This window comes from Streptomyces xanthii (genome assembly GCF_014621695.1).
GTDB lineage: Bacteria > Actinomycetota > Actinomycetes > Streptomycetales > Streptomycetaceae > Streptomyces > Streptomyces xanthii.
Window position 1 is genome coordinate 5,288,125 of record NZ_CP061281.1, and the last position, 26,548, is coordinate 5,314,672.

Annotated in this window: 21 protein-coding genes; 17 read left to right on the forward strand and 4 right to left on the reverse strand. The window is 72.8% G+C overall.

All coding sequences use genetic code 11. The features are described 5' to 3' along the window. The first annotated feature begins 63 nt into the window (after positions 1-63). Positions 64-828 carry a ComEA family DNA-binding protein gene (locus tag IAG42_RS23840; protein ID WP_317453337.1) on the forward strand — a complete coding sequence of 255 codons (765 nt, stop codon included), beginning with the start codon at positions 64-66 and terminating at the stop codon, positions 826-828. After that, positions 825-3,356 carry a ComEC/Rec2 family competence protein gene (locus IAG42_RS23845; protein WP_188338994.1) on the forward strand — a complete coding sequence of 844 codons (2,532 nt, stop codon included), beginning with the start codon at positions 825-827 and terminating at the stop codon, positions 3,354-3,356. Before IAG42_RS23840 ends, IAG42_RS23845 begins: the two co-directional genes overlap by 4 nt. Before the next feature lie 41 nt (positions 3,357-3,397). Here the strand turns inward: IAG42_RS23845 and IAG42_RS23850 are convergent, their stop codons facing one another. After that, positions 3,398-3,613 (reverse strand): hypothetical protein, encoded by a 216-nt coding sequence (locus IAG42_RS23850; RefSeq protein ID WP_188338995.1) that lies wholly within the window; start codon positions 3,611-3,613, stop codon positions 3,398-3,400. Positions 3,614-4,008: 395 nt separating this feature from the next. Here IAG42_RS23850 and IAG42_RS23855 point away from each other — a divergent pair, with 395 nt between their 5' ends. The 3 genes from IAG42_RS23855 (at position 4,009) to holA (ending at position 6,422) form a co-directional block, all read left to right on the forward strand. Continuing rightward, positions 4,009-4,890: a YceI family protein gene (locus IAG42_RS23855; RefSeq protein WP_188338996.1), complete on the forward strand. Its 882-nt coding sequence runs from the start codon at positions 4,009-4,011 to the stop codon at positions 4,888-4,890. A 71-nt stretch (positions 4,891-4,961) separates the two neighbouring features. Next, a complete protein-coding gene (locus IAG42_RS23860; RefSeq protein WP_188338997.1) occupies positions 4,962-5,207 on the forward strand; it encodes a hypothetical protein in 246 nt (81 codons plus the stop codon). A 231-nt stretch (positions 5,208-5,438) separates the two neighbouring features. Next, a complete protein-coding gene (gene holA, locus IAG42_RS23865) occupies positions 5,439-6,422 on the forward strand; it encodes a DNA polymerase III subunit delta (protein WP_188338998.1) in 984 nt (327 codons plus the stop codon). Between the two features lie 357 nt (positions 6,423-6,779). Here holA and rpsT read toward each other — a convergent pair whose 3' ends face one another. After that, entirely contained in the window at positions 6,780-7,046 is a 267-nt protein-coding gene (gene rpsT, locus IAG42_RS23870) for a 30S ribosomal protein S20 (protein WP_188338999.1), read from the reverse strand. Positions 7,047-7,281: 235 nt separating this feature from the next. Here rpsT and lepA point away from each other — a divergent pair, with 235 nt between their 5' ends. The 4 genes from lepA to hemW all read left to right on the forward strand — a co-directional run bounded on the left by lepA (position 7,282) and on the right by hemW (position 14,694). Next, positions 7,282-9,144 (forward strand): translation elongation factor 4, encoded by a 1,863-nt coding sequence (gene lepA / locus IAG42_RS23875; RefSeq protein WP_188339000.1) that lies wholly within the window; start codon positions 7,282-7,284, stop codon positions 9,142-9,144. Positions 9,145-9,403: 259 nt separating this feature from the next. Further along, positions 9,404-11,293: an AMP-dependent synthetase/ligase gene (locus tag IAG42_RS23880; protein WP_188339001.1), complete on the forward strand. Its 1,890-nt coding sequence runs from the start codon at positions 9,404-9,406 to the stop codon at positions 11,291-11,293. Between the two features lie 184 nt (positions 11,294-11,477). Then, positions 11,478-13,421 (forward strand): SpoIIE family protein phosphatase, encoded by a 1,944-nt coding sequence (locus IAG42_RS23885; protein ID WP_188339002.1) that lies wholly within the window; start codon positions 11,478-11,480, stop codon positions 13,419-13,421. A gap of 40 nt (positions 13,422-13,461) precedes the next feature. Further along, positions 13,462-14,694 (forward strand): radical SAM family heme chaperone HemW, encoded by a 1,233-nt coding sequence (hemW, locus tag IAG42_RS23890; RefSeq protein WP_188339003.1) that lies wholly within the window; start codon positions 13,462-13,464, stop codon positions 14,692-14,694. A gap of 364 nt (positions 14,695-15,058) precedes the next feature. Here hemW and IAG42_RS23895 read toward each other — a convergent pair whose 3' ends face one another. Both IAG42_RS23895 and IAG42_RS23900 read right to left on the reverse strand, forming a co-directional pair. After that, positions 15,059-15,877 (reverse strand): DUF3097 domain-containing protein, encoded by an 819-nt coding sequence (locus tag IAG42_RS23895; protein WP_188339004.1) that lies wholly within the window; start codon positions 15,875-15,877, stop codon positions 15,059-15,061. A 34-nt stretch (positions 15,878-15,911) separates the two neighbouring features. Further along, on the reverse strand, positions 15,912-16,649 hold the full coding sequence (locus IAG42_RS23900) for an MBL fold metallo-hydrolase (protein WP_188339005.1): 738 nt from the start codon (positions 16,647-16,649) through the stop codon (positions 15,912-15,914). A gap of 141 nt (positions 16,650-16,790) precedes the next feature. Between IAG42_RS23900 and hrcA the strand changes: the two genes are divergently transcribed. The 8 genes from hrcA to IAG42_RS23940 all read left to right on the forward strand — a co-directional run bounded on the left by hrcA (position 16,791) and on the right by IAG42_RS23940 (position 26,518). Continuing rightward, positions 16,791-17,807 carry a heat-inducible transcriptional repressor HrcA gene (hrcA, locus tag IAG42_RS23905; RefSeq protein ID WP_188339006.1) on the forward strand — a complete coding sequence of 339 codons (1,017 nt, stop codon included), beginning with the start codon at positions 16,791-16,793 and terminating at the stop codon, positions 17,805-17,807. Further along, on the forward strand, positions 17,808-18,944 hold the full coding sequence (gene dnaJ / locus IAG42_RS23910) for a molecular chaperone DnaJ (protein WP_188339007.1): 1,137 nt from the start codon (positions 17,808-17,810) through the stop codon (positions 18,942-18,944). It abuts the gene before it with no gap. A gap of 385 nt (positions 18,945-19,329) precedes the next feature. After that, positions 19,330-20,403 carry a nitronate monooxygenase gene (locus tag IAG42_RS23915; RefSeq protein ID WP_188339008.1) on the forward strand — a complete coding sequence of 358 codons (1,074 nt, stop codon included), beginning with the start codon at positions 19,330-19,332 and terminating at the stop codon, positions 20,401-20,403. After that, positions 20,400-21,146, forward strand: coding sequence for a 16S rRNA (uracil(1498)-N(3))-methyltransferase (locus tag IAG42_RS23920; protein WP_188339009.1), 747 nt, complete (start codon positions 20,400-20,402; stop codon positions 21,144-21,146). The genes IAG42_RS23915 and IAG42_RS23920 overlap by 4 nt, the downstream gene beginning before the upstream one ends. Before the next feature lie 173 nt (positions 21,147-21,319). Further along, positions 21,320-21,712 carry a VOC family protein gene (locus IAG42_RS23925; protein WP_188339010.1) on the forward strand — a complete coding sequence of 131 codons (393 nt, stop codon included), beginning with the start codon at positions 21,320-21,322 and terminating at the stop codon, positions 21,710-21,712. A gap of 64 nt (positions 21,713-21,776) precedes the next feature. Beyond that, positions 21,777-25,010, forward strand: a complete 3,234-nt coding sequence (locus IAG42_RS23930) for a S41 family peptidase (RefSeq protein ID WP_188339011.1) — start codon at positions 21,777-21,779, stop codon at positions 25,008-25,010. 239 nt (positions 25,011-25,249) lie between these two features. Then, complete coding sequence (locus tag IAG42_RS23935; RefSeq protein WP_188339012.1) at positions 25,250-25,603, forward strand: histidine triad nucleotide-binding protein; 354 nt, start codon at positions 25,250-25,252, stop codon at positions 25,601-25,603. A 6-nt stretch (positions 25,604-25,609) separates the two neighbouring features. Continuing rightward, the gene (locus IAG42_RS23940; protein WP_188339013.1) at positions 25,610-26,518 is read left to right on the forward strand and encodes a ribonuclease Z; all 909 of its coding nucleotides are present in this window, start codon (positions 25,610-25,612) and stop codon (positions 26,516-26,518) included. Positions 26,519-26,548: the final 30 nt, after the last annotated feature.

A 26,548-nucleotide genomic window follows, 5' to 3' on the forward strand; every position in this document is an offset into this window, starting at 1 on the left:
CCTGTGCCTGTGGGGGAGTCTGTTCCGCCTTCGCCAGGGGTGCCCGAAGCCGTTCCTGAACCCGTGCCCGCTCCGGATCCGCCGCCCGAGCCACAGCCCGCCGCCGGGCTCTGGCGGACCCGGGCCGCCCTCGCCGTACGGGACCGCCTCCCGCTGTGGATGCAGACGCGCTGCGGGATCGAGCGCCGCGGCGCCGTGGCCCTCGTCCTGCTCGTCGCCGTCATGGCTCTCTTCGCCGTGCCGCACTTCTGGACCGGCCGCACCCAGCCGGTGCGACCCCCGCAGGCGGTGCGTGCGGTGGGTCCCGAGGCGGGATTCGCGGGGGACGAGAAGAACACGGGGGACGGGAGGGAGGCGTTCGGCGCTCCAGCCTCGCCCGTCCCCTCGGCGGTGGGCGGCGCAGGGATCGTCGTGGACGTCAGCGGCAAGGTGCGCCACCCCGGGCTCCGCCGACTGCCCGCCGGGTCCCGGGTCGCAGACGCGCTGCGGGCCGCCGGCGGGGTGCGTCCCGGCACGGACACGGCGGGGCTGAACCAGGCGCGGCTGCTCATCGACGGGGAACAGATCCTGGTCGGAGCACCGGCGACCGGCGCCCCTCCAGGGCCCCCGACCACCGGTACGGGAGGTCTGCCCGCGGCTCCCTTGGGCCTCAACACGGCGACCGTCGAGCAACTCGAAACGCTGCCGGGCGTCGGCCCCGTCCTGGCCCAGCACATCGTCGACTACCGCACGGAGCACGGCGGTTTCCGCTCCGTGGACGAACTCCGCGAAGTGAACGGCATCGGCGACCGCCGCTTCGAGGACCTGCAGAATCTCGTGCGGCCATGACGACCACGGGGGAGCGGGAGGAGGCGGAGACGCCGAGGGAGCCGCGGCACACCGATCTGCGGCTGGTGCCGCCCGCGCTCGCGGCCTGGGCGACCGCGGCGGTGGCCCTCACGACACCGGCCGCGGCCACGGCGCTCACCGCGGGCGCCTGCCTCGCCGTCGGGATGGCGCTGCTGATCGTGGCCCGGGGCGGCGACACCGGAGCCGGTGCGGGTACCGGCACGGGGCAGCAGACAGCGGCCCGTTGGCGGAGTCCGTCCGCGGCCGCGCTGCTGCTGTGCGTCGCCGCGTCGGCGATCTCGGCCGGCCTGCACGGAGCCGAATCGCGCAGGGGCCCCGTACCGGGTCTCGCCGAGCGGCACGCCACCGTACGGGCCGAGGTGGAACTCACCGGTGACGCGCGGCTCACCCGGCCCCGGGTCAGCGGTGACCGCACGACACCCTCCGCGGTACTGATCGAGGCCGACGTGAGGGAGCTGACCGAGGCGGACGGCGCCCGGACACGCGGCCGCACCCCGGTCCTGATCATCGTCGACGGCTCGCCGACCGCCCGCGACCGCTGGCTGTCCCTTCTGCCGACCACCCGGCTCCGTGTCGAGGGCAGACTCGCTCCACCTGCCGTCGACGGCGACCGGATCGCGGCCGTGCTGCGGGTCGGGAAGGACGACCCTCCGCAGACCGTCGGCCCGCCGAGCCGGGCGCAGCGCCTGGCCGGGGCCCTGCGTGCGGGGCTGCGCGAGGCGACGGACGGGCTGCCGCAGGACGCGCGGGCGCTGCTGCCCGGACTCGTCGTCGGCGACACGGCCCGCGTCGGCCCGGAGCTCCACGCGGCGTTCCGGGAGACCGACCTGCTGCACCTCATGGCCGTCAGCGGCGCCAACTTCACCATCCTCCTGGCCTTGCTGATCGGCCCGCCCGGCACCGCGCAGCGCGCCGAACGGCGCGGGCTCGCACCCCGGATCGGGCTGCCGCTGCGCAGCACGGCCGCACTCGGCGGGGCACTCACCCTGGGCTTCGTCGTGGTGTGCCGGCCCGAGCCGAGCGTGCTGCGGGCCGCGTCCTGCGGACTGATCGCCCTGCTCGCCATCGCCACAGGGCGGCGCAGATCCCTGATCCCCGCGCTGGCCACGGCCGTTCTGCTGCTGGTCCTCTACGACCCGTGGCTGGCCCGGAGTTACGGATTCCTGCTCTCCGTCCTCGCGACCGGCGCCCTCCTCACGGTGGCACCGCGCTGGAGCGTGGCCCTCACCGCGCGCGGGGTGCCGCCGCGGATCGCGGAGGCGCTCGGGGCGGCCGCGGCGGCACAGGCCGTGTGCGCACCTGTGGTGGCGGTGCTCGCGGCGCGGGTGAGCCTGGTGGCGGTGCCGTGCAATCTGCTCGCGGAGTTCGCCGTCGCACCCGCCACCGTGCTCGGGTTCGCGGCGCTGGCGACGGCACCGTGGGCGATGCCCTTCGCGAAGGTCCTGGCCTGGTGCGCGGGGTGGCCCGCCGGCTGGATCGCGGACATCGCGCGGACCGGCGCCGCACTGCCGGGCAGCGGCATCGACTGGCCGGACGGCTGGCGCGGCGGCGCCCTGCTCGCCCTCGCCACGGCGGTACTGATCGGGCTGGGCCGAAGAGCGTTCAGGTCGCCCTGGATGCTGGGGGGTTGCGCGGTGCTGCTGGTGCTGTTCGTCGTCCAGCCACCGCCGGTGACCCGGGTGCTCACGGGCTGGCCCCCGCCGGGATGGCGGCTCGTCATGTGCGACGTGGGACAGGGCGACGCCCTGGTGCTCGCCGCCGGGCCGGCCACCGGGGTCGTGATCGACGCGGGCCCCGACCCCCTGCCGGTGGACCGGTGCCTGCGCTCCCTCGGCATCACCCGGATCCCTCTGGTGCTGCTCACCCACTTCCACGCCGATCATGTGGCGGGTCTGGCGGGGGTGTTGCGCGGGCGGGAGGTGGGGGCGGTCGAGACGACGGGGTTCGGGGAGCCGGAGGACCAGGCGGCGTTCGTGCGGAGGGTCGCGGCGCGGTACGGGGTGCCGGTGGGCCGGGCGGCGGCGGGGGAGCGGCGGCGCGCGGGTCCCCTCGACTGGCAGGTGCTGTGGCCGCCGGGCGGTACGGCGGCGGTGCCGGCTCCCGTGCCGGACGGGCCGAACGACGCGAGCGTGACGCTGCTCGTGCGGACGGCGGGGCTGAGACTGCTGCTGCTCGGCGATCTCGAACCGGCGGCCCAGCGGGCGCTGCTGCGGGCCACCGGCGGGGCCGCGTTGTCCCGGGTGGACGTGCTGAAGGTCGCGCATCACGGCTCGGCGTACCAGGACCCGGGGCTGCTGCGGACGGTGGCGCCCCGGCTCGCGCTGATCTCCGTAGGGGCGGACAACACGTACGGACATCCGGCGCCGCGCACCCTCGCGGCGCTGCGGGGACAGGGGGCGACGGTCCTGCGGACGGACCGGGACGGGGCGGTCGCGGTGGTCGGGGGAGACGGGGGAGACGGGGGTGCAGGGAGGGCAGGGGTGAGGCTCGGGGTGGCGCGTCGCTGATCGCTGATCGCCGGTGGTCCGGGTTCTTGGGCTCCCAGGGCTCATCGCTCATCAGGTCGATGCTGAGGCTTCACGGTCTCCCGGGCCCTGAGAATCTCGCGCCGCACGCGGAGGCCGATGTAACCCCAGGCAGGGAGCGACACGAGGAAGCCCATCAGCCGATCCTCGGCGGTCGCCGAACCCGGCACGGCCCCGAGAGCCATCGCCCCGTAGAACCCCGCCCACACGATCGCGAAGCCGAGCAGCCTGCGCCCCATGTGCCTTCCCCCCCCGGGTCGAGTCGATGCCTGAGGTCGGTTGTACCGCAACGTGGCGTGTATCGGACCCCGAACAGGTGGGGGGAGGGGGCCGGGGCGAGGGGCCGAGGTGGAGGTGTTGCCATCCGTGGTTGATCCGGAGCCCGCTGTGAGGGGGCTCCGGAGCGGGGCGCTCGAAGTTTCGCTGAATGTGCACAAGCAGTTGCTACCGGTGAGTAAAAATGCCGCTGAGCTGGCGAAACGCTAACCGGAGTAGGTAATTCGGGCTCTCGGTCGCCTTCTCTGCGATTCCCGCGTTGTGGGCTCGTGTTGCCTCGAAAGCCGCAACGATGGTCGAATGCTTCTTCGTTCATCTAGCAACTACTGTTGTCAAGACGCACTGGGGTAGGTAGTTCATGTTCGGCCGCTGGCTGGGAAACCGTACGAACCGGGCGCAACGGCCCAATCCCCTGGCGGACATGGTGGTGCCACCCAGCGCGGGGATGTTGAGCTGCCGGGTCCTCGATCCCGTCAACGAGCCGATCCGCACCGCCGAACTCGTCGTCAACGACGCCATGGGGCGGCAGGTGGTCACGGGCGGCACGGACCCGTTCGGTTCGTTCATGGCCACGGTGCCCGCCGGTGATTACAAGCTCGCGGTGACCGCCGACGGCTACACGCCGTTCCACGGCAACGCCAGCGTCGGCGAGAGCGGGCACGCGTCTGTCGGCGACGTCATGCTCCAGGTCGCGCAGCCGCCGCAGCTGCCCGACGCGGGCGACTGGGAGATCGAGCCGATGCACTCCTCGATCGCGTTCACCGCGCGGCACATCGGACTCGCCCGGATCCACGGCCGGTTCAACACCTTCGCGGGCGTGCTGCGCGTCGCCGAGCGCGTCGAGCAGTCCGCGATGCACGTCGTCATCGACGCCGCGTCCATCGACACGAACGTGCAGATGCGTGACGACCACCTCAGATCGGCCGACTTCCTGGACGTCGGACGGTTCCCGACGCTCGAGTTCTACAGCGACAAGTTCACGCACAAGGGCGGCAGTCGCTGGGCGATCACCGGCGCGCTCTCGCTGCACGGCGTGACCCGCACCGTCACGCTCGACGCCGAGTACCTGGGCCTGGGCAACGGCATGGAGGGCGAGACCCGCGCCGCCTGCCGCGCCACCGCCGAACTGCACCGCGACGACTTCACCATCAGCTGGCAGACCATGCTCGCGCGCGGCATCGCCGCCGTCGGGACCAGCGTGAAGATCGAGCTGGACATCCAGGTCGTGCCCAAGGGCTGACCGTCGTGCCCAAGGGCTGACCCGGGCCGCCCGGTGCGGGCCGTGTCGCGCGCGTGTCCGAAGATGGTGCCGTGAGCGATGTGAGACACGTACTGGTGCTGCCGGACCGCGACGCCGCGGAGGAGGCCGCCGAGGCGCTCGGGGAGCGCTTCGGCATCACCGAGGAGCCGCAGCTCGTACGGGACGCGCTGGCCGGGGAGGACGACGCGGAGGACGCGCAGTGGCTCCTCGTCGTCGAGGACCCGGACGAGGTGCTGGACGCGGCGGCGCTGGACGCGTTCGCCGGGGAGTGGGACGGCTGGCGCGAGGAGCCGTAGGCCGTCCGTCGGTTTCCTGCTGCCGGGTTTCCTCGACCCGGGCTCTTCAGCGGGGGCACTTCCGCCGGTTTCCTTCGGCCGATCCCGGTCGGCCGGGGCTCTGCTGTCGGTCCCGTCCGGCTGGTTTCCTTGTGCCGGTTCTGTGCCGGGTCTCTGATGGGGTTTCCCTCCGCGGCGGCAGGTCGCGCGGTCGGGCCGGGCTGTCAGTGGCCCGTGGGATGCTTGACCGCGATGGCCAGGAAGACTGCAAACGACGATCCGCTCGCTCCGCTCACCGTCGCGGTGGGCCAGGAGGACCTGCTGCTCGACCGCGCGGTGCAGCAGGTGGTCGCCGCCGCGCGCGCGGCCGATGCCGACACCGACGTGCGCGACCTCACCCCCGACCAGCTGCAGCCCGGCACGCTGGCCGAGCTGACGAGCCCGTCGCTGTTCGCCGAGCGCAAGGTCGTCGTCGTACGCAATGCGCAGGACCTGTCGGCGGACACGGTCAAGGACGTGAAGGCGTACATCGGTTCGCCCGCCGAGGAGATCACGCTCGTCCTGCTGCACGCGGGCGGCGCCAAGGGCAAGGGGCTGCTCGACGCGGCGCGCAAGGCGGGGGCCCGGGAGGTCGCCTGCCCGAAGATGACGAAGCCGGCGGACCGGCTGGCGTTCGTGCGCGCGGAGTTCCGGGCGCTCGGGCGGTCCGCGACACCGGAAGCCTGCCAGGCGCTCGTCGACGCGATCGGCAGCGACCTGCGCGAGCTGGCCTCCGCCGTCACGCAGTTGGGGGCCGACGTCGAGGGCACCATCGACGAGGCCGTCGTCGGGCGGTACTACACGGGGCGGGCCGAGGCGTCCAGCTTCACCGTGGCCGACCGAGCCGTGGAAGGGCGGGCGGCCGAGGCCCTGGAGGCGTTGCGGTGGTCGCTCGCGACCGGGGTCGCGCCCGTGATGATCACCAGCGCGCTGGCCCAGGGGGTGCGGGCGATCGGGAAGCTGTCGTCCGCGCGGGGTGGGCGGCCCGCGGATCTGGCGCGGGAGCTGGGGATGCCGCCCTGGAAGATCGATCGGGTGCGGCAGCAGATGCGGGGGTGGACTCCGGACGGGGTCGCTGCCGCGTTGCGGGCTGTGGCGGAGGCCGATGCGGGGGTCAAGGGGGGCGGGGACGATCCCGGGTACGCCTTGGAGAAGGCCGTCGTGGCTGTTGCTCGGGCCGCTCGGGCTCGGGGGTAGGGTCCGGCCGGCGCCGCGTGCTTCGTTCGGCCGTTCTGTCGCCGCGTAGCCTGCGGGTTCGTCGTGGCCGGGGTCGGGGAGGTCGCCCCCGCCGCCCCTTCCCGTCCCGTCCCTGGGGGCTGCGCCCCCAGACCCCCCTGTCGGCCTTCGGCCTCGTCCTCAAACGCCGGACGGGCTTGAAGGGGGGAAATGCCGAGTGCCCCCGTTCCTGTCGGAGACGGGGGCACTCGGGGCAAGCTCTGAGGTTGAGCCCACACCCGCGTGGCGAACGCAGGCCGCGTGTGGGCTCGGGGGCCGGTCGGGGGCGGATGAGAGAGGGCCCGCCCGGGTCCTTCCGGCGTCAGATCAGTCGAAGGTTCAGCCCTTGAGGGACGCGACCTGGGAAGCCAGGGCCGACTTCTTGTTGGCAGCCTGGTTCTTGTGGATGACGCCCTTCGAGACGGCCTTGTCGAGCTTGCGCGAAGCCTCGCGCGCGGCGACGGTGGCCTTCTCGACGTCACCCGCGGCAGCAGCCTCACGGGCCTTGCGGATCGCGGTCTTCAGGGAGGACTTGACGGCCTTGTTGCGCAGCCGAGCCTTCTCGTTGGTCTTGATCCGCTTGATCTGGGACTTGATGTTCGCCACGAAATGAGCCTTTGCAGGTTCAGGCACGGGGCCGGTGAAGGTCCCGTACCGGTGATTTTCACTGAGTGTGTGCCTCGCGCTGAGAGGGCATGAGACACAGCTGCCCACGGTACCAGTCGTCCTCCGAGCGGCCCAAACCGGGCGCAGTCCCGCCGCCATGGGACCATGGAAGCTACGTGACGATCCCAACCGAGGCCGACCTGAGGACAAGGCGCCTCAAGAGACAGGACCCTGCGTGCCCGCGACCCCTAACAATGTGCCCGAGCCGAGCCGTACCGACCCGGCTCTGATCCGCAATTTCTGCATCATCGCGCACATCGACCACGGCAAGTCCACGCTCGCCGACCGGATGCTCCAGCTGACCGGAGTGGTCGAGCAGCGGCAGATGCGTGCTCAGTACCTCGACCGGATGGACATCGAGCGCGAGCGCGGCATCACGATCAAGTCCCAGGCGGTGCGTTTGCCGTGGGCTCCCACCCACGACAAGACCGACACGCACATCCTCAACATGATCGACACCCCGGGCCACGTGGACTTCACGTACGAGGTCTCGCGCTCGCTCGCCGCGTGCGAGGGGACGATCCTGCTGGTCGACGCCGCCCAGGGCATCGAGGCCCAGACCCTCGCCAACCTGTACCTGGCGATGGAGAACGACCTCAAGATCATCCCGGTGCTCAACAAGATCGACCTGCCGGCCGCGCAGCCCGAGAAGTTCTCCGAGGAGCTCGCCAACCTCATCGGTTGCGACCCCGAGGAGGTCCTCAAGGTCTCCGCGAAGACCGGCATGGGCGTCGAGGCGCTGCTCGACCGTGTCGTGGAGCAGATCCCGGCCCCGGTCGGCGTCAAGGACGCCCCCGCCCGCGCGATGATCTTCGACTCGGTCTACGACTCCTACCGCGGCGTCGTCACGTACGTACGAGTCGTCGACGGTCAGCTCAACAAGCGTGAGCGCATCCGGATGATGTCGACCGGCGCGACGCACGAGCTCCTCGAGATCGGGACGAACTCGCCGGAGATGCTCGCGGCCGACGGTCTCGGCGTCGGTGAGGTGGGCTACCTCATCACCGGCGTGAAGGACGTCCGCCAGTCCAAGGTCGGTGACACGATCACCTCCCTGCACAACGGGGCGACCGAGGCGCTGGGCGGCTACAAGGACCCGAAGCCGATGGTCTTCTCGGGTCTGTATCCGCTGGACGGCTCGGACTACCCCGAGCTGCGTGACGCCCTCGACAAGCTGCAGCTCAACGACGCGGCGCTCGTCTACGAGCCGGAGACCTCGGCCGCGCTCGGCTTCGGTTTCCGCGTCGGCTTCCTCGGCCTGCTGCACCTCGACGTGATCCGTGAGCGGCTGGAGCGCGAGTTCGGCCTCGACCTCATCGCCACGGCGCCGAACGTGGTGTACCGCGTCGACATGGAGGACGGCAGCGAGCACGTCGTCACCAACCCGAGCGAGTTCCCCGAGGGGAAGATCGACAAGGTCTACGAGCCGGTCGTGCGGGCCACCATCCTCGCGCCGTCCGAGTTCATCGGCTCGATCATGGAGCTGTGCCAGACCCGGCGCGGCGTGCTCCTCGGCATGGACTACCTGTCGGAGGACCGGGTCGAGATCCGGTACACGCTGCCCCTCGCCGAGATCGTCTTCGACTTCTTCGACCAGCTGAAGTCCAAGACGCGCGGCTACGCGTCCCTCGACTACGAGCCCACGGGCGAGCAGACGGCCAACCTGGTGAAGGTCGACATCCTGCTCCACGGCGACAAGGTCGACGCCTTCTCCGCGATCACGCACCGGGACGCGGCCTACGCGTACGGCGTGCGGCTCGTCGCCAAGCTGCGCGAGCTCATCCCCCGCCAGGCCTTCGAGGTGCCCATCCAGGCCGCCATCGGCTCCCGGGTCATCGCCCGCGAGACGATCCGCGCCATCCGCAAGGACGTCCTCGCCAAGTGCTACGGCGGTGACATCTCCCGTAAGCGGAAGCTGCTGGAGAAGCAGAAGGAAGGCAAGAAGCGGATGAAGATGGTCGGCTCCGTGGAGGTCCCGCAGGAGGCCTTCATCGCGGTGCTGTCCAGCGACGAGAGCGGCGGCAAGGCCAAGAAGTAGCCCCCGTCGTCCGTGTTCTCGCGGCGGGCCCGGTGCGCGGTGTGCGTGCCGGGCCCGCCGCTTTTGCGTGCGCGCGCCGGAAAGCGCGTGTGAAAGCCGTGTGCGATCCGGGACGGACGGGGCGCCGACCGGGTGCAACCCGCGGAAGTTCAAGGCCGGAGCCTCTTACGCGCCGGGCGAGTGCGCCTTACCCTGATCACTGCTCGATGGTTACTCGCCAGTTAAACAAGCCGCGCTGTCGCGGGCCCCGGAGGACGTCGTGAGCGACACACAGACCCTGATCGAGAACCGGCCGCCGTCCGTGGCGGCCCTCTTCCTGGAGCGCGTGACCGCGACGCCCGATGCCGAGGCCTACCGCTATCCGGTGCCATCGGCGTCCGGCGAGGGCCCCGACGAATGGAAGTCGCTCAGCTGGGGCCAGGCCGCGCAGCGCGTCTACGCCGTCGCGGCGGGCCTCGTCGAGCTCGGCGTGCAGCCCGAGCAGCGCGTCGCCCTCGCCTCCTCGACCCGCGTCGAGTGGATCCTCGTGGACCTCGGCATCATGTGCGCGGGCGCGGCGACCACGACCGTGTACCCGCAGACGAACGCCGAGGAGTCGGCGTTCATCCTCTCCGACTCCGAGTCGAAGGTGCTCGTCGCCGAGGACGCCGCGCAGCTCGCCAAGGCCCGCGAGCGGCGCGCCGAGCTGCCCGAGCTCGCCCACGTCGTCGTCATCGACGCGACCGGCGTCGAGCCGGACGCCGCCGACCCCGACGGCTGGCTGCTCACCCTCGACGACCTGGAGGCGCGCGGCGCCGCCTACCTGGAGAAGAACCCGCAGGTCGTCAAGGAGCGCGTCGGCGCCATCGACAAGGACCAGCTCGCCACCCTCATCTACACCTCCGGCACCACCGGCCGCCCCAAGGGCGTGCGCCTGCCGCACGACAACTGGTCGTACATGGCGAAGGCGATCGCCGCGACCGGCCTGATCGGCACGGACGACGTGCAGTACCTGTGGCTGCCGCTCGCCCACGTCTTCGGCAAGGTGCTGACCAGCGGCCAGATCGAGGTCGGGCACGTCACGGCCGTCGACGGCCGCGTCGACAAGATCATCGAGAACCTGCCGGTCGTCCAGCCGACCTACATGGCCGCCGTGCCGCGCATCTTCGAGAAGGTCTACAACGGGGTCGCGGCCAAGGCCCGGGCCGGCGGCAACGCCAAGTTCAAGATCTTCCAGTGGGCGGCGGGCGTCGCCCGCGAGTACGCGAAGGTCACCCAGGACAACTTCCGGCGCACCGGCGTCGCCTCCGCGCCGTTCGGCCTCGCCTCCAAGCACAAGGTCGCCGACGCGCTCGTCTACAGCAAGCTGCGCGAGGCGTTCGGCGGCCGGCTGCGCGCCTGCATCTCCGGCTCGGCCGCGCTCGCGCCCGAGATCGGCTACTTCTTCGCCGGCGCCGGCGTGCACATCCTGGAGGGCTACGGCCTCACCGAGTCCTCCGCCGCCTCCTTCGTGAACCCGGGCGAGGCCTACCGCACCGGCACCGTCGGCAAGCCGCTGCCCGGCACCGAGGTGCGCATCGCCGACGACGGCGAGATCCTGCTGCGCGGCCCCGGCATCATGGAGGGCTACCACGGGCTGCCCGACAAGACGGCCGAGGTCCTGGAGTCCGACGGCTGGTTCCACACCGGCGACATCGGCGAGCTGTCCGTCGACGGCTACCTGAAGATCACCGACCGCAAGAAGGACCTCATCAAGACGTCCGGCGGCAAGTACATCGCGCCCGCCGAGGTCGAGGGCCAGTTCAAGGCCGTCTGCCCGTACGTGTCCAACATCCTGGTGCACGGCGCCGACCGGAACTTCTGCACCGCCCTCATCGCGCTCGACGAGCCGGCGATCCTGGAGTGGGCGAAGGAGAACGGCCTGGGCGGCAAGACCTACGCGGAGGTCGTCGCCGCACCCGCCACCGTCCAGCTCGTCGAGGGCTACGTGAAGGAGCTCAACGAGGGCCTGCAGCGCTGGCAGACCGTCAAGAAGTTCAAGCTGCTGCCGCGCGACCTGGACATCGAGCACGGCGAGCTGACCCCGAGCCTCAAGCTCAAGCGGCCGGTCGTCGAGCGCGAGTACAAGGAACTGCTCGACGAGATGTACGCGGGCACCCGCGAGGGCTGAGCCCGCCCGGTCGCCGACCAGGGAGGGCCGGGTTCCCCCGGCCCTCCCTGAACAATGTCCGCATACCACTCTTCTCACCCGTCGCGGACCGGTTCGGTGACTCGCCGCTTATGAGCGGGCCCGGTCTGTCACTCTGTTCCTGTCGCCTGAGGCGTCCACGCCCGAAAAGCTCAGGAGCCGAACAGTGGGGTCCATTCCTCTTCAGCGGGAGACTCAGCGGGAAACCGCCTTCTGCACCGGGGACGCGCCCGGCCGCCCCGACGAGGTCCGCACCTCGCTGCCGGGGAACCCGCTGGCGCCCGCCGCCGCCCGCCGCTTCGTCCGGGCCGCGTTCGCCGACTGGACCGCCGCACCCCGGCCCGCCGCCCCCGTCGGCGACCGGCTCGCCGACGACGCGGTCGTCGTCGTCAGCGAACTCGTCACCAACGCCGTCGTGCACGCCGGCACCGGCGTCGACCTCGTGTGCCGCCGGGAAGGGCCCACCCCCGACGACCCCGCGGGCCTCGTCGTCGAGGTCACCGACCACCACCCCACCCGCGCCGTCCGCACCGACCGCGTCTGCCGCACCCCCGAGACCCCCGAGTACGGGCGCGGCCTCCAGCTCGTCGCGTCCCTCGCCGACGCCTGGGGCATCACCTACCGGCCCGGCACCAAGACCGTCTGGGCGCGACTGCCCGCCGACGGCACCGACACCGGCCCCGACGGCACCGCGGGACAGCCCGCCGCCCGCCCCGACCGGCGCGGCCTGCGCGCCGCCGAACCCCTCCCGGCCCAGCCCGTGCGCGCCCCGCAGGACGAGGACTGGATCAACCGCGGCGCGCTCGCCTTCCTCGCCGAGGCCTCCGACCTGCTCGCCGGCCAGCTCGACGAGGACATGGTCGCCGCGATCGTCGGCCAGCTCCTCGTCCCCCGCCTCGCCGACTGGTGCGCCGTCTGGTTCTACGACGAGGAAGGGCGCGGCCTGCCCGGCGACCCGCTCACCGCCGACCCCGCCGGCCGCTCCACCGACCCGCACCCCGCCCCGCGCCTCGCCCGCGTCTGGCACACCCACGAGAGCCGCATCGAGGACCTCACCCGGATCCTCGCCAAGGAACCGCCCCGGCTGCCCGACGCCGCCCGCTCCGCCGCCGTCCCCGTGCCCTGGCCCGGCGCGGCCGGCGGCAGCGGCTCCGCCCTCGCCTACCGGCTCAGCGCCGGCGGCCGCACCCTCGGCATCCTCCTCATCGGCCGCTCCGGCCTGGAGCACTTCCCCGACGAGGTCACCGGACTCGTCGAGGACTTCAGCCGCCGCGTCGCCCTCGCCGTCAGCGCCGCCCGCCGCTACACCCGGCAGGCCACCATCAGCCGCATCCTCCAGCGCGGCCTGCTGCCCAGCGTCGTCGCCGACATCCCCGGCATGGAGCACGCCATCGTCTACGAGCCGAAGGAGGCGGGCGGCCCCGGCGGCGACTTCTACGACGTCTTCCCCGCCGGTGACGGCCGCTGGTGCTTCGCCCTCGGCGACGTCCAGGGCAAGGGCCCCGAGGCCGCCGTCGTCATCGGCCTCGCCCGCCCCTGGCTCCGCCTCCTCGCCCGCGAGGGCTACCCCGTCGCCAAGGTCCTCGACCGGCTCAACCGGCTGCTCCTCGACGACGCCACCGAGGCCGCCGACGCCGCCGCCCGCGCCATCGCCGCCGCCGGCGGCCAGGGCGTCCCGCCCGAGGGCTCCACCTCCCGCTTCCTCTCCCTCCTCTACGGAGAGCTCACCCCCACCGCCGACGGCACCGCCGTCCACTGCACCCTGGCCAGCGCCGGACACCCGCTGCCCCTGCTCATGCGGCCCGGCGGCGACGTACGGACCGTCGCCACGCCCCAGGTCCTCCTCGGCGTCGTCGACGACCCCGACTACACCAGCGACACCTTCGAGATGGCCTCCGGCGACACCCTGCTGTGCGTCACCGACGGCGTCACCGAGCGCCGCAACGGCCCCCGCCAGTTCGACGACGGCGAAGGCCTCGCCCACGCCCTCACCGGCTGCGCCGGCCTCACCGCCCCCCTCCTCGCCGAACGCATCCGCCGCCTCGTCCACGCCTTCGCCGACAGCCCCCCGGACGACGACCTGGCCCTGCTGGTGCTCCAGGCGCAGTGAGCGCGGCGGGGAAACGGCGCGGAGGCTGGACAATGGGGGCATGCCTTCCGCACTTCCCGATGGTGAGCCCGTGCCCGACGACGGGTCGCTGCCCGCCTCCGCCCTGGCCGGTTCCGCCGAGCGGCCGCTCGGGTTCTACCTGCACGTCCCGTACTGCGCCACGCGCTGCGGCTACTGCGACTTCAACACGTACACGGCGACCGAGCTGCGCGGCACCGGCGGGGTCCTCGCCTCCCGGGACAACTACGCGGACACCCTGATCGACGAGGTGCGCCTCGCCCGGAAGGTGCTCGGGGACGACCCGCGTCCCGTGCGGACCGTGTTCGTCGGCGGCGGTACGCCCACACTGCTCGCCGCCGGTGATCTCGTACGGATGCTGGGGGCGGTGCGGGACGAGTTCGGGCTCGCGGACGACGCCGAGGTGACCACCGAGGCCAACCCGGAGTCCGTCGACGCCGCGTATCTCGCCGAGCTGCGGGACGGGGGATTCAACCGGATCTCGTTCGGCATGCAGAGCGCCAAGCAGCACGTCCTCAAGATCCTCGACCGTACGCACACGCCCGGACGGCCCGAGGCCTGCGTCGCCGAGGCGCGGGCGGCCGGGTTCGACCACGTCAACCTGGACCTGATCTACGGCACCCCGGGCGAGAGCGACGACGACTGGCGGGCCTCGCTGGACGCCGCGATCGGCGCCGGGCCCGACCACGTCTCCGCCTACGCGCTCATCGTCGAGGAGGGCACGCAGCTCGCGCGGCGGATCCGGCGCGGGGAGGTGCCCATGACCGACGACGACGTGCACGCGGACCGGTACCTGATCGCCGAGGAGATGCTGGCGGGGGCCGGGTTCGACTGGTACGAGGTGTCGAACTGGGCCACCTCCGAGGCCGGGCGGTGCCTGCACAACGAGCTGTACTGGCGGGGGGCCGACTGGTGGGGGGCCGGGCCCGGGGCGCACTCGCACGTCGGGGGCGTGCGGTGGTGGAACGTGAAGCATCCCGGGGCGTATGCCGCGGCGCTGGCGGGCGGGAAGTCGCCGGGGGCCGGGCGTGAGGTCCTCGCGGACGAGGACCGCCGGGTCGAGCGGATCCTGCTCGAGCTGCGCCTCAAGGACGGCTGCCCGCTCGATCTGCTGAAGCCCGCCGGGGCGGACGCGGCGCGGCGCTTCCTGGCGGACGGGCTCCTCGACCCCGAGTCCTTCGGGGCGGGGCGGGCGGTGCTCACCCTGCGGGGGCGTCTTCTGGCCGACGCGGTGGTCCGCGACCTCGTCGACTGACCGGGCGTCCTGAGCCCGGCCGCTCACGCCGACTGGGCCGTCGGCCCGGCGCGGGCCCGCACCGGTGCGCGGCCGCGCTGCGCGGCGGCGGGGCTGTACCCGTTTCAGCGGCTCCGTCGCGCCGCCGCCGTGGGGGCTGAGGATCGTCGCCGGGTGTCGCCCGGTGGGGCTTCTCGCGCAGTTCCCCGCGCCCCTGAAGACACGCTCCGCGTGTCCCAGGGGCCCAAGGCTGCCTGAGGCCGGGTGCCGGGCCGACGCGCCCCCGGAGGGGGCGGGTGGGTGGGAGAAGGGCTGGGGAAAAGGCGGGATGGGCTCGGCAGGGGCGCCGCGGACGACAGCAGCGGGTTTTGTGGTGGGGGACGGGTCAGGGGGCTGTGACGAAGTCGATCAGTTCTTCCACTCGGCCCAGGAGGGCAGGTTCCAGGTCCTTGTAGGTGTGGACGCGGGACAGGATGTGCTGCCAGGCCTCACCCGTGTGGGCGACCTTCCAGCCCAGCGCACGGCAGACGCCCGTCTTCCAGTCCTGACCGCGCGGCACCCGTGGCCACGCCTCGATGCCGACCGAGGACGGCTTCACCGCTTCCCAGATGTCGATGTAGGGGTGACCGACGATCAGGGCGTGCTCGGTGGTGACGGACTGGGCGATGCGCCATTCCTTCGTACCCGGGAGGAGGTGGTCGACGAGTACGCCGAGCCGCGCGTCCGGCCCCGGGTCGAACTCCGCCACGATCGCCGGGAGGTCGTCGACGCCCTCCAGGAACTCCACCGCGACCCCCTCGACGCGCAGGTCGTCGCCCCAGACCCGTTCGATGAGCTCCGCGTCGTGCTTGCCCTCGACGTAGATGCGCCCCGCGCGGGCGACGCGCGCACGGGCCCCGGGCACCGCGACGGAGCCGGAGGCGGTCCGCGTGGGCCGCACAGGACCGCCCGCGCTCGGCCGGACCAGCGTCACGACCTTGCCTTCGAGGAGGAACCCGCGCGGCTCCATCGGGAACACCCGGTGCTTGCCGAAGCGGTCCTCCAGCGTCACCGTCGGCCCCTGCGCGGTCTTCTCCACCCGCACCACGGCCCCGCAGAAGCCCGTCGTGACCTCCTCGACGACGAGATCGGGCTCGGCCGGAACCTCGGGGGCCGGCGTGTTCCGCTTCCACGGAGGGGTCAGGTCGGGGCTGTACTGGCGCATTCGGCCGACGATAGGAGAAACCGGCAGGCCAGGACTACGACACGCCGAAACGCGCGGCCAGCGCCGCCCGCTGCGCCCGGACAAACTCGGCATTCACCGCGGAACCGTGCCCGGGCACGTACACCGCGTCGTCCCCGCCCAGGTCGAGGAGCCGGTCGAGCGCCGCCGGCCAGTGCCGGGGCGCCGCGTCCGGCCCGGCCTGCGGCTCGCCCGACTCCTCCACGAGATCCCCGCAGAAGACGATCTCGCGGGCGCCCGGGACGAGCACCGCCAGGTCGTGGCCGCTGTGCGCGGGTCCCACGTTCGCGAGCAGCACCTGCAGCCCGCCGCCCAGGTCGAGCGTCCACTCGCCGCACACCCGGTGCTGCGGGCTGACCAGCACGTCCGTCGCCTCGGCCGCCTCATGGGGTCCGAGCCCGTTGCGTACGGCATCCGTGCACAGTTCCTCACGCGCGCGTGCCTGGGCGAAGAGCGTGTCGACGCCCACCGCCCCGTACACCTCGGCGCCCGAGAACGCCGCCGTGCCGAAGACGTGGTCGAAATGGGGGTGGGTCAGCGCGATGTGCGTCACGCGCGCGTGCGGGCCGAGCAGCGCTCGTACGTCCGTGCGCAGCCGGGCGCCCTCACGCAGTGAGGATCCCGTGTCGATCAGCAGGGCCGCGCCGTCCCCGGCGACGAGACCGGCCGTGCAGTCCCAGCCCGGCAGCCGGACCCGGCCCACGCGCGGGGCCAGTTCCTCCCAACCCGTCCCCACCCAGTCGATACGTTCCATGACCTCGACGCTAGCGCCCTTGCTAGGGGTGTACCCACCGGCCGTACACTGACCCGGGGACGACTGGCACTCGCCCGCAGCGAGTGCCAACAGCGTCCCAGGGACAGAGATCGAGCGGGAAGTCGCTGGAGGTGTGCGCCGATGCTCAGTGAACGCAGGCTCGAGGTGCTGCGCGCCATCGTCCAGGACTACGTCGGCACCGAGGAGCCGGTCGGTTCCAAGGCGCTGACCGAGCGCCACCAGCTGGGGGTCTCCCCGGCGACGGTGCGCAACGACATGGCCGCCCTGGAGGACGAGGGATACATCGCCCAGCCGCACACCAGCGCGGGCCGCATCCCGACCGACAAGGGGTACCGCCTCTTCGTCGACAAGCTCACCAGCGTCAAGCCGATGACCCTGCCCGAGCGGCGCGCGGTCCAGAACTTCCTGGAGGGCGCCGTCGACCTCGACGACGTCGTCGGCCGTACGGTGCGGCTGCTCGCGCAGCTCACCCGGCAGGTGGCGATCGTCCAGTACCCGTCCCTGACCCGGTCCACGGTGCGCCACGTCGAGCTGCTCTCGCTGGCGCCGGCCCGGCTCATGCTCGTACTGATCACGGACACCGGCCGGGTCGAGCAGCGGATGATCGACTGCCCGGCGCCGTTCGGCGAGAGCTCGCTCGCGGACCTGCGGGCCCGGCTCAACAGCCGGGTGGCGGGACGACGGTTCGCCGACGTGCCGCAGCTGGTGCAGGATCTGCCGGAGGCCTTCGAGGCGGAGGACCGCGGCACGGTCTCGGCGGTGCTCTCCACTCTTCTGGAGACACTCGTCGAGGAGTCCGAGGAGCGGCTGATGATCGGCGGCACCGCCAATCTCACTCGCTTCGGACATGACTTTCCCCTCACCATCCGGCCCGTCCTCGAGGCGCTCGAGGAGCAGGTCGTGCTCCTCAAGTTGCTGGGCGAGGTGGGGGATTCGGGCATGGCCGTACGGATCGGTCATGAGAACGCACACGAGGGACTCAACTCCACGTCCGTCGTGTCGGTCGGCTACGGTTCGGGCGGCGAGGCAGTCGCCAAGCTCGGTGTCGTCGGACCGACACGCATGGATTACCCGGGAACGATGGGAGCAGTACGCGCAGTGGCACGTTACGTCGGACAGATCCTGGCGGAGTCGTAAGTGGCCACGGACTACTACGCCGTACTCGGCGTGCGCCGCGACGCTTCCCAGGACGAGATCAAGAAGGCCTTCCGGAGGCTGGCCCGCGAGCTTCACCCGGACGTGAATCCGGACCCGAAGACGCAGGAGCGCTTCAAGGAGATCAACGCCGCCTACGAGGTCCTCTCGGACCCGCAGAAGAAGCAGGTCTACGACCTGGGGGGCGACCCCCTGTCGCAGTCCGGCGGAGGCGGCGCGGGCGGGTTCGGAGCCGGTGGCTTCGGCAACTTCTCGGACATCATGGACGCGTTCTTCGGCACGGCCTCGCAGCGCGGTCCGCGCTCGCGCACGCGCCGTGGCCAGGACGCCATGATCCGGCTCGAGGTCGAGCTGGACGAGGCCGCCTTCGGCACCACCAAGGACATCCAGGTCGACACGGCCGTCGTCTGTACGACCTGCAGCGGCGAGGGCGCGGCCCCCGGCACGTCCGCGCAGACCTGTGACATGTGCCGCGGCCGCGGTGAGGTCTCCCAGGTCACGCGGTCCTTCCTGGGCCAGGTCATGACCTCGCGGCCCTGTCCGCAGTGTCAGGGCTTCGGCACCGTGGTCCCGACCCCGTGCCCCGAGTGCGCGGGCGACGGCCGCATCCGTTCCCGCCGCACGCTCACGGTGAAGATCCCGGCCGGTGTGGACAACGGCACGCGGATCCAGCTCGCGGGCGAGGGCGAGGTCGGCCCCGGCGGCGGCCCCGCCGGCGACCTGTACGTGGAGATCCACGAGCTGCCGCACCCGACCTTCCAGCGGCGCGGCGACGACCTGCACTGCACGGTCACCATCCCGATGACGGCGGCGGCCCTCGGCACGAAGGTGCCGCTGGAGACGCTCGACGGCATGGAGGAGATCGACATCCGGCCCGGCACCCAGTCCGGCCAGTCGATCCCGCTGCACGGGCGCGGCGTCACGCACCTGCGCGGCGGCGGCCGCGGCGACCTCATCGTGCACGTCGAGGTCACCACCCCGCAGAAGCTCGACCCCGAACAGGAACGCCTGCTCCGCGAACTGGCCCAGCTCCGAGGCGAGGAACGCCCCACGGGCCAGTTCCAGCCGGGGCAGCAGGGGTTGTTCTCGCGGTTGAAGGACGCGTTCAACGGGCGCTGATCCGGATCCGACCGACCGGTTCGCCGTTCCCCGCGCGGGGTGTCTCGCGCGGGGTTCTGTGTGTCGGGGGCCGGGGGCCGGGGGCCGGGGGCCGGGGTGCTTGTGCGGCCGGGGGTCCGGGGGTTGTCCCCCGGGCAGGCACAGCCAGCCGGGGCAGCAGGGGTTGTTCTCGCGGTTGAAGGATGCGTTCAACGGGCGTTGAGCGGGCCGCGTTCAACGGGCGTTGAGCGGGTCGCGTTCCGTGGGTGCTGATCGGCTGCGAAAGCGGCGATGAAGCGCTGATCGTGGTGTGTTCGGAGGGGTTCGGGGAGTTTGGTTCCCGGGCCCCTTTCGTGCGGGGCCGGGGCGATTCGGTCGGCCGGGGGCGACATGGCACGATGCCGGTATGTCCTCCGCGCTGAACGATCTCTTCCCCCATCCGATCGTGCAGGCCCCCATGGCGGGCGGCGCCTCCTGTCCCGAGCTCGCCGCCGCCGTGTCCGAGGCGGGCGGGCTCGGTTTCCTGGCCGCCGGGTACAAGACGGCCGACGGCATGTACCAGGAGATCAAGCAGGTGCGGGGGCTCACCGGGCGCCCCTTCGGCGTCAACCTCTTCATGCCGCAGCCCGAGGTGGCCGACCCCGCCGCGGTCGACGTCTACCGGCACCAGCTCGCCGGTGAGGCCACCTGGTACCGGACCCCGCTCGGCGACCCCGACGGCGGCCGCGACGACGGCTACGACGCCAAGCTCGCCATCCTCCGCGACGACCCCGTCCCCGTCGTCTCCTTCACCTTCGGCTGCCCCACCCGCGAGGTCGTCCACGCCCTCCAGCGCGTCGGCACCCGCACCGTCGTCACCGTCACCACGGTCGAGGAGGCGCAGGCCGCGCAGGAGGCCGCCGCCGACGCCGTATGCGTCCAGGGCGTCGAGGCCGGCGGACACCAGGGCACCCACCGCGACAACCCCGAGACGGACGGCGCCGGGATCGGCCTGCTGGCCCTGGTCACCCAGGTCCGGGAGGCCGTACGGCTGCCGATCGTCGCGACCGGCGGCATCATGCGGGGCGCGCAGATCGCCGCCGTCCTCACCGCCGGCGCCGATCTCGCGCAGCTCGGCACCGCGTTCCTGGTCGCTCCCGAATCCGGGGCGCCCACCGTGCACAAGGAAGCCATGACCGATCCGTTGTTCACCCGTACCGAACTGACCCGCGCCTTCTCGGGGCGGCCCGCGCGCGGGCTCGTCAACCGGTTCCTGCGCGAGCACGGACCGTACGCGCCCGCCGCGTACCCGCAGGTCCACCACATGACCGCGCCGCTGCGCAAGGCGGCCGCGCGGGCCGGTGACACGCAGGGCATGGCGCTCTGGGCCGGGCAGGGCCACCGGCTCGCCCGCGCGCTGCCCGCCGGGCAGCTCGTCGAGGTGCTCGCCGCGGAGCTCGACGCCGCGCGCGCCGCGGCGGGTCAGCGGGGTGCGGCATGACCGCGCCGGTGTTCGTGGTGGAGGGGCCGGTCCCCGGTGACCGTACGTACGTGCTCGACGGGTCCGAGGGGCGGCACGCCGTCTCCGTGAAGCGGCTGCGGGCGGGCGAGGAGATCGTTCTCACCGACGGGCTCGGCGCCTGGACCGAGGCCGTCGTCGTCAGCAGCGAGGGCAAGGACCGGCTCGTCGTCGAGGCGGGGCCGGTGCAGGTCGAGGCCGAGGAGCGGCCCCGGATCACCGTGGTGCAGGCGCTGCCCAAGGGGGACCGCGGGGAGCTCGCCGTCGAGACGATGACCGAGACCGGGGTCGACGCGATCGTGCCGTGGGCCGCGTCGCGGTGCATCACGCAGTGGCGGGGCGAGCGCGGGGTGAAGGCGCTCGGGAAGTGGCGGGCGACGGCGCGCGAGGCCGGCAAGCAGTCGCGCCGGGTCCGGTTCCCGGAGGTGTCCGAGCTCGCCTCCACGAAGGAGGTGGCGCGGCTGCTCGCCTCGGCGGACCTGGCCGTGGTGCTGCACGAGGACCGGGACTGGGTGAGCGCCGCGCTCGCCTCTGCGGCGTTGCCGTCCGACGGGGAGATCGTGCTCGTGGTGGGGCCCGAGGGTGGGGTCTCGCCGGAGGAGCTGAAGGTGTTCGGCGAGGCGGGGGCCGGGACGTATCGGTTGGGGCGGAGTGTGCTGCGGACCTCTACGGCTGGTACGGCGGCGGTTTCGTTGCTGTTGGGGCGGACCGGCCGCTGGGGGTGACCGGGTGTGGCGGTTCGGATACGCGCCGTTGATGGTGCGTGTTCGTTGCCGGGTGCGGCTCTCGTCGTGGCTGGTCGCGCAGTTCCCCGCGCCCCTGAAGGGCACACTTCGTGCGCCCCCAGGGGCGTTTCAATTCCAGCCCCTCCATCACACGTTCGACGTAAAATGAGGGCATGGAACTTGCCCAGGTGCGGTTGCTGGTCTCCGATTTCGGAGCGTGTTATCGGTTCTACGCCGATGTGCTGGGGCTCAAGCCGCAGGCCGGCTCGGAGCAAGGGCCCTACGAGAAGTTCTCGCCCGCGGGCGGGGGCGCCGGGATCGCGTTGCAGGACCGGGCCATGATGGCCGAAGTCCTCGGCGAGCTGGGCGAGTCGGCGACGGGCCACCGTTCGCTCGTCGTGCTGCGCGTCGACGATCTCGACTCCTACTGCGAAGAGGTCACCGGACGCGGCGGCGTCCTCGTGCACGGGCCCGCGCCCATGACGGACCGGATGCGCGTCGCCCACCTCAAGGACCCCGAGGACAACATCGTGGAACTCCAGGAGTGGCTCCTGCTGCGCGGCTGACGCTTCCCGGCCAAGTGATCAGAACGGGCTGACGGGGCCGGAGCGCAAATTTAGGGTGGGCGGGGTGACGAATCCTGCCTACCTCCGGTTCCCGCACCCGCACGGCGAGTTGGTGGTCTTCACCGCCGAGGACGACGTGTGGGCCGCGCCCCTCGACGGCGGCCGCGCCTGGCGGGTCAGCGCCGACAACGTGCCGGTGAACCACCCCCGCCTCTCGCCCGACGGCACCACCGTCGCCTGGACCTCGCGGCGCGACGGCGCCCCCGAGGTGCACGTAGCCCCGGTCGACGGCGGACCGGCAAAACGGCTGACGCACTGGGGGAGTTGGACCACCTCCGTGCGCGGCTGGACCCCCGACGGGCGCGTCCTCGCCGTCACCACCCACGGCCAGGCCTCGCTGCGCCGCAGCTGGGCCCGCGCCGTCCCGCTCGACGGCGGCCCCGCCGAGACCCTGCCCTACGGCCCGGTCGGCGGCGTCGCGCACGGGCCCGGCGGCCGGGTGCTGCTGCTGTCGGCGCCGATGGGCCGCGAGGCCGCCTGGTGGAAGCGGTACCGGGGCGGCACGGCCGGCAAGCTCTGGATCGAGCAGGCCGCCGAAGTCGCCGACGGCGCACCGGAGTTCGAGCGGCTGCACCAGGAGCTCGACGGGAACATCGAGTGCCCCCTGTGGGTAGGGGAGCGCGTCGCGTTCCTCAGCGACCACGAGGGCGTCGGCGCCGTGTACTCCTCCCTGCCCGACGGCTCCGACCTGCGCCGCCACACCCCGCTCGACGGGTTCTACGCCCGCCACGCGAGCACCGACGGCCACCGCGTCACCTACGCGAGCGGCGGCGAACTCTGGCTCCTCGACGGCCTCGACGCCGACAGCGCGCCCCGCCGGATCGACGTACGGCTCGGCGGGCAGCGCACCGACCTCCAGCCCCGCCCCGTCGACGCCGCCCGCTGGTTCGGCGACGCCTCGCCCGACCACACCGGACGCGGCAGCGCCGTCGGCGTGCGCGGCGCCGTCCACTGGGTCACCCACCGCTCCGGCCCCGCCCGCGCCCTCGCCGCGACCCCCGGCGTCCGCAACCGGCTCCCGTACACCTTCCGTGTCGACGGCGAGGAGCACGTGGTGTGGGTGACCGACGCCGAGGGCGACGACGCCCTGGAGTTCACGCCCGCCACCGGCGCCGCCCCCGGAGCCACCCCGCGCCGGATCGGCGCCGGACGCCTCGGCCGCGTCCTCGGCCTGACCGTGTCGCCCGACGGGGGCCGCGTCGCCGTCGCCGCGCACGACGGCCGCGTCCTCCTCGTCGAGCGGGACAGCGGCGACGTACGGGAGGTGGACCGCAGCGAGGACGGGCACGCGAGCGGGCTCACGTTCTCCCCGGACTCGGCGTGGCTCGCCTGGTCCCACCCCGGCCCGCACGGCCTGCGCCGGCTGAAGCTGGCCAACGCCACCGACCTCGCCGTCACCGAGGCGACCCCGCTGCGCTTCCGCGACTTCTCACCCGCGTTCACCCTCGACGGCAAGCACCTGGCGTTCCTGTCCGCCCGCGCCTTCGACCCGGTCTACGACGAGTACGCCTTCGACCTGGCCTTCGTCGGCGGCGTCCGCCCGTACCTGATCACGCTCGCCGCGACGACCCCGTCCCCGTTCGGACCGCAGCGCCACGGGCGGCCGTTCGAACCCGCCGACAAGGACGAGACGCCCGAGAGCGAGGGCGCGCCCGCCACCCGCGTCGACCTGGAGGGCCTCGTCGACCGGATCGTCCCGTTCCCCGTCGAGGCGGCCCGTTATTCGACGCTGCGCACCGCGAAGGACGGCGTCCTGTGGCTGCGGCACCCGGTGGCCGGTGTCCTCGGCGACTCCCGCGCCGGACGCGACGACCCCGCGCCCCAGTCCCGCCTGGAGCGCTACGACCTCGCCCAGCAGCGCCTGGAGCAACTCGGTGCCGACGCCGACCACTTCGAGGTCACCGGCGACGGCAAGCGGGTCCTGCTGTGGACCGGCGAAGTCCTCAAACTCGTGCCCAGCGACCGGCGTCCCGCCCACGACGACGACAGCGACACGAACATCACCGTCGACCTCGCCCGCGTCTCCCAGACCCTCGACCCGGCCGCCGAATGGCGCCAGATGTACGCGGAGACCGGCCGCCTGATGCGGGACAACTTCTGGCGCGCCGACATGAACGGCGTCGACTGGGACGGCGTCCTCGACCGCTACCGCCCGCTCCTCGACCGCGTCGCCACCCACGACGACCTCGTCGACCTGCTCTGGGAGGTGCAGGGCGAACTCGGCACCTCCCACGCCTACGTCACCCCGCGCGGCGGCGCCGGTTCCGCCGCCCGCCGCCAGGGCCTGCTCGGCGCCGACCTCTCCCGGCACGAGGACGGCACCTGGCGCGTCGACCGGGTGCTGCCCTCGGAGACCTCCGACCCGCGCGCCCGCTCGCCGCTGGCCGCGCCCGGCGTCGCCGTCCGCGCGGGGGACACCGTCGTCGCCGTCGGCGGGCGGCCCGTCGACCCCGTCACCGGGCCCGGCCCGCTGCTCGTCGGCACCGCCGACCGGCCCGTCGAACTCACCGTGTCGCCCGCGGGCGGCGGCGACCCCCGGCACGTCGTCGTCGTGCCGCTCTCCGACGAGGAGCCGCTGCGCTACCACGCGTGGGTCGCGGACCGGCGGGCGTACGTCCACGAGCACTCGGGCGGGCGGCTCGGCTACCTCCACGTGCCGGACATGCAGGCGCCCGGCTGGGCACAGATCCACCGCGACCTGAGCGTCGAGGTGGCGCGGGACGGGCTGATCGTCGACGTCCGCGAGAACCGGGGCGGGCACACCTCCCAACTCGTCGTCGAGAAGCTCGCCCGGCGGGTCGTGGGATGGGACGTGCCGCGCGACAGCCGGCCCTTCTCGTACCCGATGGACGCGCCGCGCGGGCCCGTCGTCGCCGTCGCCAACGAGTTCTCCGGATCGGACGGCGACATCGTCAACGCGGCGATCAAGGCGCTCGGCATCGGGCCCGTCGTCGGCGTCCGTACGTGGGGCGGGGTCATCGGGATCGACAGCCGGTACCGGCTGGTGGACGGGACGCTCGTGACCCAGCCCAAGTACCCGATCTGGCTGGAGGGGTACGGGTGGGGCGTCGAGAACCACGGGGTCGATCCGGACGTCGAGGTCGTCGTCGCGCCCCAGGACCACGCGGCCGGTCGTGACCCGCAGTTGGACGAGGCGGTCCGGATCGCGCTTGCGGCGCTTGCGGAGAACCCGGCGAAGCAGCCTCCGGCGCTACCGGATCCGTCTGCGTCTGCCTAGTTCGGGTTCGTCGCGGGCTGCGGGCCGGTGGGGGCTGGTCGCGCAGTTCCCCGCGCCCCTGAAATGCAGACGCTTCGCGTCGCATTTCCCTGATGAGGCGCAGCCTCATCAGGGGCGCGGGGAACTGCGCGACCAGCCACGAACCACCCGCACCCGGCAACGCGCCCGGGCCCGGGCCCGGCAGATACGATGCCGCGAAGACCCGCACCCATCCGACCCGCACCCGAAGGGGGCCGAAGTTGACCGGGGAACCGCAGGCCGACTGCCTGTTCTGCAAGATCGTCGCCGGGGACGTACCCGCCACGATCGTCCGCGAGACGCCGACCACCGTCGCGTTCCGCGACATCAACCCCCAGGCCCCGACCCACGTCCTGGTCATCCCGCGCGTCCACCACCCGGACGCCGCCTCCCTCGCCGCGGCGGAGCCCCAGATCGCCGCTGATGTGCTGCGCGAGGCCGGCGAGGTCGCCGTCGAGGAGAAGCTGGACAGCCACCGCATCGTGTTCAACACGGGCAGCGGCGCCGGCCAGACCGTGTTCCACGCGCACGCCCACGTGCTCGGCGGCCGCGGCCTCCAGTGGCCCCCCGGATAACCGCCTGTGTCCGTACGTGAGTTCGTCGTCCTCGGCACCGCGAGCCAGGTGCCGACGCGGCACCGCAACCACAACGGCTACCTGCTGCGCTGGGACGCCGAGGGCATCCTCTTCGATCCCGGAGAGGGCACCCAGCGCCAGATGCTGCGGGCCGGCGTCGCCGCGCACGACCTGAACCGGATCTGCGTCACGCACTTCCACGGCGACCACTCCCTCGGCCTCGCGGGCGTCATCCAGCGCATCAACCTGGACCGGGTCCCGCACCCGGTGACCGCCCACTACCCGGCCTCCGGGCAGCGGTTCTTCGACCGGCTCCGGTACTCCACCGCGTACCGGGAGACCGTCGACATCGCCGAGGAACCGGTCTCGGGGGAGGGCGCGGTGCTCGCCGACACCCCCGCGTACCGGCTCGAGGCACGCCTGCTGTCGCACCCCGTCGAGTCCTACGGGTACCGGCTCGTGGAGCCCGACGGCCGCCGCATGCTGCCCGAGGCGCTCGCCGCGCACGGCATCGCCGGACCCGACGTGGGCCGCCTCCAGCGGGACGGCGCACTGCGCGGCGTCACGCTCGACGACGTGAGCGAGGTGCGGCCGGGGCAGCGGGTCGCCTTCGTGATGGACACGAGGATGTGCGCGGGCGTCTCCGAGCTCGCCGAGGGCTGCGATCTGCTCGTCATCGAGTCGACGTTCCTCGACGAGGACGAGCGGCTCGCCGCGGACCACGGGCATCTGACGGCAGGCCAGGCCGCCCGCGTCGCCGCGCAGGCCGGGGTGCGGCACCTCGTGCTCACCCACTTCAGCCAGCGCTACTCCGACCCGGCCGAGTTCGAGCGGCAGGCGCGGGCCGCCGGGTACGCGGGCGAACTGACCGTCGCCCGCGACCTCGACCGGGTGCCGGTGCCCAAGCGCCGCTGAGCCGCCCCGGCACCGGGGCGGCCGCTGCGT

Bases quoted from the DNA above. Each gene is read 5' to 3' on its own strand.
- IAG42_RS23855 (WP_188338996.1), top strand. From the start codon at position 4,009: ATGTTCGGCCGCTGGCTGGGAAACCGTACGAACCGGGCGCAACGGCCC.
- IAG42_RS23845 (WP_188338994.1), top strand. From the start codon at position 825: ATGACGACCACGGGGGAGCGGGAGGAGGCGGAGACGCCGAGGGAGCCG.
- IAG42_RS23850 (WP_188338995.1), bottom strand. From the start codon at position 3,613: ATGGGGCGCAGGCTGCTCGGCTTCGCGATCGTGTGGGCGGGGTTCTAC.
- IAG42_RS23915 (WP_188339008.1), top strand. From the start codon at position 19,330: ATGTCCTCCGCGCTGAACGATCTCTTCCCCCATCCGATCGTGCAGGCC.
- IAG42_RS23895 (WP_188339004.1), bottom strand. From the start codon at position 15,877: ATGCGCCAGTACAGCCCCGACCTGACCCCTCCGTGGAAGCGGAACACG.
- IAG42_RS23900 (WP_188339005.1), bottom strand. From the start codon at position 16,649: ATGGAACGTATCGACTGGGTGGGGACGGGTTGGGAGGAACTGGCCCCG.
- IAG42_RS23925 (WP_188339010.1), top strand. From the start codon at position 21,320: ATGGAACTTGCCCAGGTGCGGTTGCTGGTCTCCGATTTCGGAGCGTGT.
- IAG42_RS23920 (WP_188339009.1), top strand. From the start codon at position 20,400: ATGACCGCGCCGGTGTTCGTGGTGGAGGGGCCGGTCCCCGGTGACCGT.
- hrcA (WP_188339006.1), top strand. From the start codon at position 16,791: ATGCTCAGTGAACGCAGGCTCGAGGTGCTGCGCGCCATCGTCCAGGAC.
- holA (WP_188338998.1), top strand. From the start codon at position 5,439: ATGGCCAGGAAGACTGCAAACGACGATCCGCTCGCTCCGCTCACCGTC.
- hemW (WP_188339003.1), top strand. From the start codon at position 13,462: ATGCCTTCCGCACTTCCCGATGGTGAGCCCGTGCCCGACGACGGGTCG.